The following is a 12601-nucleotide window of genomic DNA, read 5'->3' as shown; positions in this document are numbered from 1 at the left end:
ACGTTGGAGCAGAACTCTCTAAAAGGGGCCGCTGCCGTAGCCGATGCTACGGCGGCGGCCCCTTCGCCAGTTAGCGACCTAGCGGAGGTTGCCATTGTTATTCTTAATTACAACGGGGCGCACTTCTTGCGCAAATTCCTGCCCGGCGTGCTGCGGCACGCCGACGGCGCCCGCGTGGTAGTGGCCGACAATGCTTCGACCGATGATTCCCTAGGTTTGCTACGCGCCGGCTTTCCGACTGTAGAGATACTGGCTTTTACCGAGAACCTAGGGTTTTGTGAAGGCTACAACCAAGCACTGGCCCGGCTCGATAGCCCCTATTTTGTGCTGCTCAACTCCGATGTGGAGGTACAGGCCGGCTGGCTGCGCCCGCTCTACACGCTGCTGCACGCTAACCCACGCATCGCGGCCGTGCAGCCTAAGGTGCTGGCCTACGACAACCCTACCCTGTTTGAGCACGCTGGGGCGGGCGGTGGCTACCTCGACGAGTTGGGCTATCCCTTCTGCCGGGGCCGCCTCTTCGACACCCTTGAAACCGACCGCGGCCAGTACGACGACCCGCGCCCCGTGGCTTGGGCCAGCGGTGCCTGCTGCCTGGTGCGCGCCACCACCTGGCGCGACCTAGGGGGCTTCGAGCCGGCGTTTTTTGCTCATATGGAGGAGATAGACTTCTGCTGGCGCGCCCAAAATGCGGGCTACGAAGTATGGTACCACGGCGGCGGCACGGTGCACCACGTGGGCGGCGGCACCCTCCCCAAAACCAACCCGCGCAAGACCTACCTCAACTTCCGCAACGGTCTGGCGCTGCTCTTCAAGAATGCTGCGCCCGGCGAACTGGCTGGCTTTCTTATCCTTCGGGTATTGCTCGATTGGGTGGCGGGGCTGCGCTTTCTGGCGGCTGGCAGTTGGCAAGAGGCACAAGCCGTGGGCCGGGCACATCTCCACTTCATCATGCGCCTAGGGTACTGGCGGCGGCGGCGCAAGCTTGCTAAGCCGCGCTTGCTAGCCAGCCAGCGGCCGGGCACCTACGCGGGCAGCGTGGTGTGGGCTTATTTTGGGCAGGGCAAAAAGCTATTTTCGCAGCTGCTACTTCCTTAGTAACGCTTCTCGCTAAAGATTCTCTTTGGTTTACCATTGGTCCACTATGAGAGCCTCCTATCTACTCTTCGTGCTGGTTTACCTAGCAGGCTGCTCAACTGATGATGCGGCAAAGCACCCTATTGCTTCGGTGGCCTCTACCAATTTACCCACGGCAGCTACCCAGTCAGTACCCGCCGCTAATAGCCCAGAGCAAGCCGTCCGCGATTATTTAAACTGGTATTCCGCCAACTACAACAAGCTGCCTACAAACTTTATAAAAACTGTTGGCGGCAATGATACCCTAGGTTACTACGCCGTCAACAGTCAGGTAACAGAAAACTGGCTGGCCGCCGTGCAAAAGAGCAACTTGGTCTCTGCTACTTTCCTCCAAAATTGGCGCAGCTATTTCAAGCAGTACGCCGATACGTTGCGCCTGCACCCACAAAACGATGGGCCGCCCAGTGGTTTTGACTACGATTTTCTTATGCTCTCGCAAGAAGCCGACACCAAGCTTACCGAGTTGCAGGCAGGCACCTTCACTACTAAGCTGTTAAATCCTGCTCGCGCCGTCGTAGCTGCGTTGGGGCCTCAGCACGATGGCTGGCGTGAGGGCATGACTTTTACGCTAGCAAAATCGGCTGCCGGCAAGTGGCAGATTGATGCGGTAAGTATTCCCGAAAACTTAATTCAGTAGTGGCTGAGCACGGGAGAGTGCGTCATGATAGGCAAGGCTTCTCCCCTTACAAATCCCACACGGTGCTGCGCTGCTGGCGCATGGCGTGGCGGATATTCATCCAGAATACGCCCGCGAAATAGAGCACGATGGGCGAGCCAAACGTAAAAAACGAAGCGTACACGAACGACAGCCGAACGCTGCGCGTGCTAAACCCCCAGCGCTGCCCTAGCGCCGAGCACAGCCCGAAGGACTGCGTTTCGATAAAGTCGGTGACGCGTTTCATAGGTGAATTTCGAAGAGGGTGGTGCAACTTTGCCAGCCCAAGATACAATGCCTGGCGGTTGCCCGCAATTTGTATCGCGCTTATTACCGGCAGATTACCTGCTAAAGTAGTGGCTGGTATACCTGCCTAGGTCGCTTTCTACGTTTAAGCTGCCGTAAAAGACGAGTCCGTTGCAACAAAAAAAACATTTATTTTCTGCCGGCCGCTCGGCTAGCAAGCTGAGCCGCTGGTTTTTGGTGCTGGCCCTGCCCACCGCCTGCTCGCCCTTGCCCAAGATGCTGAAGCAGGCCGAGGCTGGGCGGCGCGTGCAGGTATCGCCGACACCGCTCACGGCCGTGGGCGATGCGGTGCCTTTCGAGGCCACTGCCAAGGCCAATGCCAACCACCTAAGCAAAGGCGCCGTGTACGAAGTGGTGCTCACCTACCGCTACGACCACGACCTGCGCCTTGACACAGTGGGCCGGCTGTCCTTCGCCCACGGCGAGTACACCTACGATGACTCCGTGAAGGGCCGCCTCGTGAGCCGTAGCCGCTTCACCATCCGCAATACACCGCGCCACTCGCCGGGCCAGCTCATGGCTCGCGGCCAGGTGCGCGAAACTAAGCCCCACGGCAAAGTGCTGCGTGCCAGCACCGAAACCTTGGTAGCCCGCGGCATTTCGGACCCCGGCCGCCGCGTGGTAGTCGAAGACTCGGCCCTAGCGCTGCTACCCGAGCACGCCAGCAACGTGATGAGCGGCACGCGCCTGCTGCCGCTGTACTTCGACCAGGGCAAGTGGTTTATCCGCTCGCACCTAGGCACCAATATTGCTGCGCTGGAGGACCTAATTGATGCCAACCAGCACACGCAGCGCGTGCTTATCGCAGCCGGCCACTCGCCCGACTCCACCGATGCGCACCAGCCGGCCCTGGCCAGCAAGCGGGTGAAGATGCTGCTGTATTACTACAAGCAGCGGGTCAAAGGCTTTTCGTATCTCAATAAGGTTGAGAATATTAAATTCGACACTATCGCTTATCGTCGCAGCTGGGAGCTATTCCTGAACCAAGTGCAGAACTCGGTGCTCAAGCCCGCGCAGCAAGACTCGGTAGTGTCTATTATCAACGACACGCGCGGCTCTTTTGCCCAGAAAGAAAAGGCGCTGCATAAGCTTAGCTACTTCGACTATCTCGAAGAGTACATTTACCCGGTGTTGCGCTGGGGCACGGTGGCGGTTACCTACACCGCGCCGCCGCGCTACGACTCAGAAGTGTACTTGCTGAGCAAGAAAATGGTAGAGAAGCAGGCCGACATTGAGGCCCTCACGCCTGAGGAGCTGCGCTACTCGGCTACGCTCACACCACTGCTGGCCGAAAAGCAACGCATCTACGAGCTGTCGGCGGCCAGCACCGCCAATTGGGAGGCATTTTATAACCTAGCAACCGTGCTAGCCATGCGGGCCGCCAAAGAGCCCACCGAGCGCGTGCAGCGAGCCTACTATCACCGGGCAGCCGTCAACTTTACCCTAGCCGCCCACCGCCACCCCACGGCCGAGCTGTTTTACCGCGCGGCCACTGCCCACCGTCAGGCGCAAGAAACGCTCGAGGCCCTGCAAGACTATGACTATGCCATCAAGCTAGGCGGCTCACGACCCATGCTGCGCAAAATATTTTCGGACCGCGCCGCGCTCGAAATCCAAATTGGCCAGCCCGACCAAGCTCTGGCGAGCCTGCGCCTAGCCGGCCCTAGCTACCAGAACTACATGAATGAGGCCCTGCTGCTGGTGCAGCGCGGGGGCTACGATGCTGCCGCTGCTCAGTACACCCTGGCCCTCGACTTGCGCCCGCAGGCCGCGGCTCCGCACTACGGCTTGGCCGTAGCTGCCGCCCGCCGCCACGACGAGAACACCATGGCCCAGGAACTGCGCCGCGCTGTGCAACTCGACCGCAACCTCTCGACCCAGGCCGTAGAGGACCTAGAGTTTCAGGAGTACGCGCAGCGCCCAGCGTTTCGGGAGGCGCTGAAGTAGTTTTTTTAGCGGTTAGCTAATGGCGGCTAGCCGCTAGCTCTTGCCAAACGAGAAGCTAGCAGCTAACCGCTAAAACAGGCTTAACTTTACCCCGTAAAATACTTAATCAGATGCGTACTATTCAATTCCGCGAGGCCCTGCGCGAGGCCATGAGCGAAGAAATGCGCCGCGACCCGTCCATCTTCCTGATGGGCGAGGAAGTAGCCGAATACAACGGAGCTTACAAGGTGAGCCAGGGCATGCTCGACGAGTTTGGGGCTGAGCGCGTGATTGATACGCCGATTGCCGAGCTCGGCTTTGCTGGCATCGGGGTGGGCGCAGCAGCCAACGGGCTGAAGCCGATTATTGAGTTTATGACCTTCAACTTCTCGTTGGTGGCCATCGACCAGGTAATTAACTCGGCCGCTAAAATCTACTCGATGTCGGGCGGGCAGTACTCGTGTCCCATCGTTTTCCGTGGGCCTACCGGCAACGCAGGTATGCTTAGCAGCCAGCACTCGCAAAACTTCGAGAATTGGTTTGCCAACACGCCCGGCCTCAAAGTAGTAGTGCCCTCTAACCCCTACGACGCCAAAGGCTTGCTAAAAGCTTCCATCCGCGACCCCGACCCCGTTATTTTCATGGAGTCGGAGCTGATGTACGGCGACAAAGGCGAAGTGCCCGAAGAAGAATACATTCTTGAAATCGGCAAGGCTAACGTAGCCCGCGAAGGCAAAGACGTGACCATCGTGAGCTTCGGCAAGATGATGAAAGTTGCCTTTGGCGCTGCCGACGAACTAGCCAAAGAAGGCATTCAGGCTGAAGTGATTGACCTGCGCTCGGTGCGCCCCATCGACTACGATACGCTTATCGCCTCGGTGAAGAAAACCAACCGCATGGTGGTAGTAGAAGAGGCTTGGCCGCTGGCCAGCATCTCGGGCGAGCTGGCCTACATCGTGCAGCGCCGCGCCTTCGACCACCTCGATGCGCCGGTTATCCGCATTACTTGCGCCGACGTACCGCTGCCCTACGCCCCTACCCTCATTGAGGCCTCGCTGCCCAATGTAGCGCGCGTAGTAAAAGCGGTAAAGGAAGTAACCTACTCGGCCGCTTAGGTTCTTACTTGCCAAGACTACAAAAAAGCCCGTTAACGCGGGCTTTTTTGCGTACCATTCATACCAAATGGCCCTTCATGCTTACTAAAGCTGCACGCAGCTATCTTGGGCAAAAATGCTATTTTTCAAGTAGCATTCGCCTTATATGAACAAAGCAATATAAAATAGAAACAAACACATAACCATTTATTAATTAAGTATAAACATCTTATCTTAGGCTAAAACAAGGCTCTGGCTCAAAATAAGCCCATCTGTGTTTTAGCCAACTTTATTTAGCATGACACCTCCCACCCATTTACCATCAAGCACTTGGCCTATCGCATTCGCCGAGTCTAGCGCGCCAACGGCACTAGCTACCGAGCGCGAGCTTATTATCAAGCGCAACAATGTGCGGCTGATTGGGGAAGGCTCGCAAACCTTGCTGTTTTGCAATGGGTTTGGCTGTAGCCAGCAAATTTGGCGCTACCTCAGCACGCCGCTGGCCAATCGGTACCGCGTGGTACTGTTTGACTACGTCGGCACCGGCGATTCGGACCTAGGGGCCTATAACTGGCAGGAGTACAGCACGCTCAAGCGCTATGCGCAAGACGTAGTGGAAATCTGCCGGGTGCTGGAGCTGCATGAGGTGGTACTTATTGGGCATTCGGTGGGCGCTACCATTGCGATGCTGGCGGCCGGCCAAGCACCCGGCTATTTTGCTAAGTGCGTGCTCTTGACTGCTTCGCCTTGCTACCTCAATAAGCCGGGCTACTATGGGGGCCTCACCCTAGAAGATGTCAACCAGTTGTTCGCGCTGCTCGATGTCGACCAAAATAGCTGGGCCAACCTGTTCTCGGGCATGTTGATAGCACCCGAGCACGCCCCTACCATAGGCGAAGAGCTAGCCAGCTATTTCTGCAATCTTGATTCGAACGTAGCCAGGCATTTTGCTCGGGTAGCCTTTCTGGCTGATAACCGCGCCGATGTGTCGCAGCTGCAGCTACCGACCCTGCTGCTACAATGCGCCGACGACGCCATTGCCCCTACCGAGGTAAGCACATTTTTGATGGAGCACCTACCTCAGGCTACCCTTACCACACTTCCGGCCGTGGGCCACTGCCCACACCTGAGCGCCCCGCTTGAAACGATGGCCGCTATTGAAGCTTTTTTGGCGTCGCCCGACGGCAGCACATCTACTCCGGTGCCTGCTCGGAGCTAGGGGCCGCCTTTTTAGTCTTAGCAGCCTTCGAGGCTGGCGTTTTTTTGGGAGCCGCAGCTTGGGTGGGAGCTGCGGCTTTTTTAGCGGCTTTGGCTTTAGGCGCGGGCGGCGCAGCCTCACTGCCTAGGCCGGCGCGGCTCTTGAGGCTATCGGCCAAGCTTAAAAGCTGCTTTTCGAGGTCTTTGCGCTTGGTTTCGCCGCTACGCAGCAGGTCGTCCATTATTTTCTTGCCTTCCTGCTCGGAGATTTTGCTTTCTTGTACTAGCTTGTCGAGGGCCGTTTGCACGCGCTTATTGCCCTGCGAGAGAAAGCCCACGCCGGTATTGATGAATTTCTTGAACAGGTCGTCCATGAGCGAAGGAGTGGAAAGGGTGATGCCAGCAGAACATTGACTGCCAGCTGCTTGCTAAGCTACTAGAGCCGCGTCAATTTACCTAGGGCTGCTGCCCGCGCCGGCCCAGCCGATGGCCTCGGTAGCCCTTGATAGCCAGCGGTATCCAGCCCAGTATCGGAATAAAATATGCCAGTACCAACGGGTTGCGCCACAGCAGCTTCCAGAAAGCGCCGGGCCGGTCGAGGCCTAGGTTAAAGTTGCGCTCGCCATTTTTAACAAAGCGCCGCTCGAACTCGGTGAAGGCGGCTGGCCAGGCAAAGGGCAAGAAAAAAGGGAAATAACGCCGGTTTTCCTTGATGCGCTGCCACAGCTCGCGCCAGCGGTAGGGCTGCTGGCCGTGGGCCTGCACGGCAGCATCAAGGCCAGCCTGCATCTGCTGCCGAATGGTTTCGCTCAGAGCTAAGTATTCGTCGCGGGTCAGTTCGTTATGCTTTTTACTGGTCAGTTCGCTGGGCCGGATGCGGGTGCCCATCACGTAGGTAAGCTGAGCGGGCAAGGCCAAGTAAAACGCCCAAGGCTGCACTAGCACTAGCAGCAGCAGCAACGTGAGCGGCAAGAACGGAATCCCAATTTTTTTGGTCAGCCGATTTATTGGCTCGAAGCTGTAGGCATAAGGATTGAGGTACTCGGCGTTGACCGTATAAAACGGCATGATGTCGGTGCCATGCAGGAGACTCATGCGCAGCATGCTGGTAGCTAGGCGCTGGAGCTGGTATTTGCGGTTGAAACCTTTGCCGATGCCCGGCACACCCTCGGGGTACACCATGAGGTTGTGGCTCGGGTTGTACATCATGGTTTCGAAGTTGAGGGTCGTAGCTTCAACACAGCCGCATTTTTTCCAGAAGTGCTGCACCAAATACGGGTTCATAAGGGCCGTTTTGGAGAGCATGGGGGCTGACATGGGCCGCGGCATGGTGTGGTAGTGGTTGGGCAGCTTCCGAAAAAGGTGGGCCAGCACCACAATAGCATCCCAGGGGAAGGCCATGCCCGAGTGGTTGGAGGCAAAAATCAGTGGCCTGGCGAGGTTATTGCGCGCCGGAAACGGCTCGAAGCCCACCAGCCGCGAGCGAAACCACACCCGGTCGAGCAATTGCAGGATATTTTCATCAATAGTCCGCGTAAACTCCTCATCAAAGTAGTCGCGGTAAATATGCTGGTTGGCTTGAATAGCAGGTGGGGGCGTTTCCAATGAACAGCTAGCAAAGCACAAAGGCGCGGAAAACAGGTGCTGCTGCCAAGCCCTAGGTGCCAGCAGCAGCCCAAAGCTAAAGCTAGCCCCGGCAATGTGCGCGCCGCAAGGCGCGGCAGGCACCCAAGCCAACCTAGATGCGGCGGCGCAATTGCAGGCTTACCGAGTGCAGTTCGCCGTCAGGGCGGCGCAGCACTAGTATCAGGCGCTGGCCATCTTTGGCGCGCAGCAGCCGTGCTATTTCGGTGAGCGGCAACAGGCCGGCGGGCAGCAGATTGATAGCTACTAGCTCTTCTTCGACCACGATGCCCGCCTCGGCGGCCGGCGAGCCCGCCTCCACACTCTGCACTAGGCAGTAGCGGTAGCCGGGGCCAGCCGCCACTAGGCCTAGGCCGCTCATGTCGTGCTCGAAAGGCTGGCGGCCCTGCGCATTGGGGCGCAGCAGCAGGCGCTGATGCGGATAATCAATAACGCAGTTGAAGCGCTTGAGCAACTCGTAGCCTAGGTTGCCCTGGCGCGGAGAGTCGTGCTCGCGCAAGCGCTTGTGCACCTGCCCCGAGTCGGGAAAAGACGTGAGCACCCCCGGCACCCGGTAGCGCCCCAGCCGAATGGCACCCACCCGCCCAATGCTGCCCCGCACAATGCCACTTAGGCCACGGCCTAGGTCGGTGCGCAAGTGGCCAGGCGGCAGGTGCAGGCGCCGGTCGGCGTCGGTTTCGAGGCTGAGGGCGTGGCCGGCACCCGTATCTAGCACCAGGCGCAGCGGCAGGGGCGAGCCTGCGGAGCCGGCCGGCAACAGTTGCTCTACGCTGGCTTCTAGGTAGGCCTTGCCTCGGTTGAGGTGTAGTGGCAGGCTAGCCCAGCCGTGGCGCGGGGCACGGTAGCTGTCGGGCGCTTGGCACACCAGTTGCCCGCGCATGGGCCAAATGGTGACTACCATTGCGTGAAAGAGCTCGGCCCCCAGAATGCCATCGATACGGGTGCCAGCGTAGCCCGATAAGTTGAGGGCATCGTCGGAGAGTAGCAACCAGGTCATGCGCGGGGCTACTAGGCCAGGCAGCTCTACGCGCACATTATCGGTGCGGTAGGCGCGCAGCGGGGTGTCTTCGCCGCCCGTTCCTATCACGCGTAGCTCCTCGCCCCGCACTAGGTGCAGCGAGTCGGCCAGGTCAGGGTTGGTGAGCAGGCTAGTGCTCACCCCCGTATCGAGCAGAAAATGATACGGCCCGTGGCCATTGAGGCGAGCCGCTACAATGATGAGATTGCGCTGGGTATCAAACTTAACCGTGGCATGCTTGGCCCGCGGCCGCGTAAACTCAAACGCCTGAGTGCCCTGCGCCCACCCAGCCGGGCCTAGCACTAGCAGCCCGAGCAGCGCAGCCACGCACCCGCGCGCAGCACGCCCAAGCGTCCGCAGCTTTGCCACCAGAAGTACCAGATAAGTCATTGCGCACACCTATGCTAAGAAGGGTGCTTAAAGTTAGCTAACAGCTGTTAGTTTCTTGCTACTAACATGGCCGCTGTGCGCAAACAACTACCTGCTACCTACACGCCTAGGTCGGCTCCTCGGGGGCGGGCTCGCCCCAGGTGCCGGCGGGGTCGTAGTGCAGCGCTCCCTGCGCGATGCGCAGCGGCGCGGCCACATTGTTGTGGTAGAGCTGGCCGGTACCTAGGCCCTGCGCAAACCCCGCCACATCGTACTCACCCGTGAGCTGCGCCACCGCATTTAGGCCAATGTTCGATTCTAGGGCAGAGGTTATCCACCACCCTAGGTTGTGGGTTTCAGCCAAGGCAATCCAGCGGCGGGTGGCTGCGTGGCCACCTAGCAAGGTAGGCTTGAGCACCAAGTAAGCGGGCTGCACCGCCGCAAGCAGCTCCGCTTGCCGGTCCGGGTCGGTGAGGCCGATTAGCTCTTCGTCGAGCGCTATCGGAATGGGCGATTGGCGGCACAGCTCGGCTAGCGCCGCCCACTGCCCTGCCGCCAGTGGTTGCTCAATGGAGTGCACCCCAAAGCGAGCCAGCTGCTCCAGCTTACCTAGGGCCTCGGCAGGAGTGAAAGCACCGTTGGCATCGACGCGCAGCACAAGTTGCTCTGGCCCGGCCTCAGCCCTGATTTCAGCCAGCAGGGCAAGCTCGGTGGCAAAATCCAAGCTACCAATTTTGACTTTCAGACACGAATAGCCTGCAGCTAGCTTCTGCCTGATTTGCTCGCGCATGAAGCCAGCATCGCCCATCCACACCAGCCCATTGATAGGAATACTAGCTTGGCCTTGGCTGAATGCGTTGGTATACAACTGGTGGCGTCCACCTTGGGCCAGGTCGAGCACCGCTGTTTCGAGGGCAAAGCGCAGGGCGGGCTGTGTTGCCTTGGTCAGGCTGGCCGGCGCTATGTCTTCCAAAAAGCTATAACGCTGCTGGTTTACACTGTGGCAGAGCGCCTGCACCTGGGCTTCAAAATCGGGCCCAAAGTCGGGGCTGAGCCCAGCTAGTGGTGCTGCCTCGCCCCACCCCACCCGGCCCGATGTGCGCACATCGCGCAGCTCGAGGTAATAAGCGACATGCTCGGTAAGTGCGCCGCGCGAAGTACGGGCCGGAAAGTTGAAACGCAGGGCCCGCCGTTGGTAAGAAAGAGTTAGCATTAAACAAAGGTGGCAACCCGGAGTAGTAATTGCAGACTACACTAAACGCAAAGCGGCCGGGTAGCTGTGCTACCCGGCCGACTTACAAAATTCAACTTACAGACTATGCCTTACTTACGAAGGGCTGTCGGTTTTCTTTTTGCCGCGACGGCTAATCTGGCCGCCTTTGCGACCAGCTTCGCGCGCTTCTTCGGGCGAGAAGCGGTGGCCACGGCCGCTCTGGTGCGAGGCACGGCCGCCTTCGCTGGCAATGCGGCGCTGCTGCTCGGGTGACATAGCGGCGAAGCCGCGGCGGCTTTTCTCACCGATGCGGTTAGCCGGGCGAAGCGAGCGTTTAGCGTCGCCGGCAGTTGTTGCGGTTGAGGAGGTAGTTGCCATGGGAATTAGGAGGAAATAGGAGGAAATTGGGTCGTGTTTGTTTTAAGGATAGATGAAGCTAAGCACCGCCTTCCCCACCCAACAAATTAATGCTACTACCCCTTCAATAAATACCAGTTAGTACTTAGCTTGCTCTACGTACTTACCGTAGCGCTGTGCTTACTACTGCGGAAAACCGCTACTATTCGCGAGTACTAACAAGTTCTGCCAGTTAGTACTGACTAGTTGCAACCCTGCGTTCGTACTATTGGTTCTCGCTTTCCTTACTTGTCTCCCTTTCTCATGTCCAGTTCTTCCCCGTCACTTGCGCCAGTTCTTGCAGCACCGGCCCCCACTTCTTTAGCAACTCACTACCAAGCCGTGCGCACCCAGTCGGTGGCCCTAGTGCAGCCGCTGCTGCCCGAAGACACTGTGGTGCAGCCTACCCTCGATGTGAGCCCGCCCAAGTGGCACTTGGCCCACACTACCTGGTTTTGGGAAACCTTCCTGCTGAAAAACTACCTGCCCGGCTATGAGGTATTTCACCCCGAATACGCCTTCCTATTCAACTCCTATTATAATTCGCTGGGCTCGCGCGTGAACCGCGCCGACCGGGGCACCCTGTCGCGCCCGCCGCTGGCCGATGTGTACCGCTACCGCACCTATGTAGACGAGCACATGGCCACCCTGCTCGCCCGGCTAGCCGAGCTGCCGCCCGCCGCCACCGAGCTGCTAGAGCTGGGCCTGCACCACGAGCAGCAACACCAAGAGCTATTGGCTACAGATATCAAGTACATCCTCAGCACCAACCCTCTGGCGCCCGGTTATTTGACTGATGAGCAATTAGCGATGAGCAATGAGAAGTCTGAGCCGGCTGCCAACTCCTTACCGACGGCAGCCTGGCTACCAGTGCCGGGCGGCATCTATGCCGTGGGCCACCAGCAGGAAGGCTTTTCGTTTGATAATGAGCTGCCAGTGCATGAGGTGTTGGTGGCGCCATTTGAGTTGCAAAACCGGCTCGTGACCAATGGTGACTTCCTCCGCTTTATAGAGGCCGGCGGCTATCGGCAGTTTCAGTTTTGGCTGGGCGAGGGCTGGGACCTTGTAAACCGCGAAAGCTGGACGGCCCCACTCTACTGGTCACAAAATGCGGACGGCCAGTGGCTGCGCTACGGCCCCACGGGCCTGGCACCGCTCAATCTAGCGGCGCCCGTATCGCACATTAGCTTCTACGAGGCCGATGCGTATGCGCAGTGGGCCGGCGCCCGCCTGCCCACCGAGGCCGAGTGGGAAGTTGCCGCTCGCCACTTTGAGGCCACGCCGCAGGGCGGCAACTGGCTCGAAACTGGGCACTTCGACCCGCAGCCGCTGGCGGCCAATGCCGACCCTACGCAGTGTCACCAATTGCTCGGCGACTGTTGGGAATGGACCTACTCGGCCTACCACCCCTACCCTGGCTACCAGCGAGCCGCCGGCGCCCTAGGGGAGTATAATGGCAAGTTTATGCTAAACCAACTGGTGCTGCGCGGCGGCTCATGTGCTACCCCCGAGAGCCACATCCGCCTTACATACCGCAACTTCTTCCACGCCGACAAGCGCTGGCAGTTTACTGGGCTGCGGCTGGCGCGCTAGCAAAATAGAAGCCTAGGCGTTGTGAGCCCGAGCATACCAATTCTGTGCAGACT

The 12601-nt window shown here is 58.9% G+C and carries 12 protein-coding genes; 6 read left to right on the top strand and 6 right to left on the bottom strand.

The annotated features are described in order from the left end of the window. The first annotated feature begins 3 nt into the window (after nucleotides 1-3). Both FNT36_RS19260 and FNT36_RS19255 read left to right on the top strand, forming a co-directional pair. Nucleotides 4-1098 carry a glycosyltransferase family 2 protein gene (locus FNT36_RS19260; RefSeq protein ID WP_317129619.1) on the top strand — a complete coding sequence of 365 codons (1095 nt, stop codon included), beginning with the start codon at nucleotides 4-6 and terminating at the stop codon, nucleotides 1096-1098. A 46-nt stretch (nucleotides 1099-1144) separates the two neighbouring features. Further along, entirely contained in the window at nucleotides 1145-1774 is a 630-nt protein-coding gene (locus tag FNT36_RS19255; protein WP_144851110.1) for a hypothetical protein, read from the top strand. Between the two features lie 46 nt (nucleotides 1775-1820). On the opposite strand, the gene FNT36_RS19250 is transcribed toward FNT36_RS19255, so the two are convergent. Further along, complete coding sequence (locus FNT36_RS19250; protein WP_144851108.1) at nucleotides 1821-2039, bottom strand: PspC domain-containing protein; 219 nt, start codon at nucleotides 2037-2039, stop codon at nucleotides 1821-1823. Between the two features lie 170 nt (nucleotides 2040-2209). Between FNT36_RS19250 and FNT36_RS19245 the strand changes: the two genes are divergently transcribed. From FNT36_RS19245 to FNT36_RS19235, 3 genes are all read left to right on the top strand, one after another. Beyond that, nucleotides 2210-4045: a tetratricopeptide repeat protein gene (locus FNT36_RS19245; protein WP_144851106.1), complete on the top strand. Its 1836-nt coding sequence runs from the start codon at nucleotides 2210-2212 to the stop codon at nucleotides 4043-4045. A gap of 110 nt (nucleotides 4046-4155) precedes the next feature. Beyond that, on the top strand, nucleotides 4156-5139 hold the full coding sequence (locus tag FNT36_RS19240) for a pyruvate dehydrogenase complex E1 component subunit beta (protein WP_144851105.1): 984 nt from the start codon (nucleotides 4156-4158) through the stop codon (nucleotides 5137-5139). Between the two features lie 277 nt (nucleotides 5140-5416). Continuing rightward, nucleotides 5417-6337 carry an alpha/beta fold hydrolase gene (locus FNT36_RS19235; protein ID WP_144851103.1) on the top strand — a complete coding sequence of 307 codons (921 nt, stop codon included), beginning with the start codon at nucleotides 5417-5419 and terminating at the stop codon, nucleotides 6335-6337. On the opposite strand, the gene FNT36_RS19230 is transcribed toward FNT36_RS19235, so the two are convergent. The 5 genes from FNT36_RS19230 to FNT36_RS19210 form a co-directional block, all read right to left on the bottom strand. Further along, complete coding sequence (locus FNT36_RS19230; RefSeq protein ID WP_144851100.1) at nucleotides 6312-6689, bottom strand: phasin family protein; 378 nt, start codon at nucleotides 6687-6689, stop codon at nucleotides 6312-6314. The two genes, FNT36_RS19235 and FNT36_RS19230, sit on opposite strands and share 26 nt — an antisense overlap. An 82-nt stretch (nucleotides 6690-6771) precedes the next feature. After that, the gene (locus FNT36_RS19225) at nucleotides 6772-7920 is read right to left on the bottom strand and encodes a lysophospholipid acyltransferase family protein (protein WP_233636068.1); all 1149 of its coding nucleotides are present in this window, start codon (nucleotides 7918-7920) and stop codon (nucleotides 6772-6774) included. Nucleotides 7921-8053: 133 nt separating this feature from the next. Then, nucleotides 8054-9367, bottom strand: a complete 1314-nt coding sequence (locus tag FNT36_RS19220; protein ID WP_144851097.1) for an aspartyl protease family protein — start codon at nucleotides 9365-9367, stop codon at nucleotides 8054-8056. Nucleotides 9368-9473: 106 nt separating this feature from the next. Further along, entirely contained in the window at nucleotides 9474-10559 is a 1086-nt protein-coding gene (gene menC, locus FNT36_RS19215) for an o-succinylbenzoate synthase (RefSeq protein WP_144851094.1), read from the bottom strand. Between the two features lie 114 nt (nucleotides 10560-10673). Next, nucleotides 10674-10937, bottom strand: coding sequence for a con-10 family general stress protein (locus FNT36_RS19210; RefSeq protein WP_144851091.1), 264 nt, complete (start codon nucleotides 10935-10937; stop codon nucleotides 10674-10676). Between the two features lie 282 nt (nucleotides 10938-11219). Here FNT36_RS19210 and egtB point away from each other — a divergent pair, with 282 nt between their 5' ends. After that, complete coding sequence (egtB, locus tag FNT36_RS19205) at nucleotides 11220-12548, top strand: ergothioneine biosynthesis protein EgtB (protein ID WP_144851089.1); 1329 nt, start codon at nucleotides 11220-11222, stop codon at nucleotides 12546-12548. The last annotated feature ends 53 nt before the right edge of the window (nucleotides 12549-12601 follow it).

Source organism: Hymenobacter setariae (assembly GCF_007713685.1).
GTDB lineage: Bacteria > Bacteroidota > Bacteroidia > Cytophagales > Hymenobacteraceae > Hymenobacter > Hymenobacter setariae.
The sequence above is the reverse complement of the archived record's forward strand: the minus strand, read 5'-3'. Positions and strand labels throughout refer to the sequence as shown.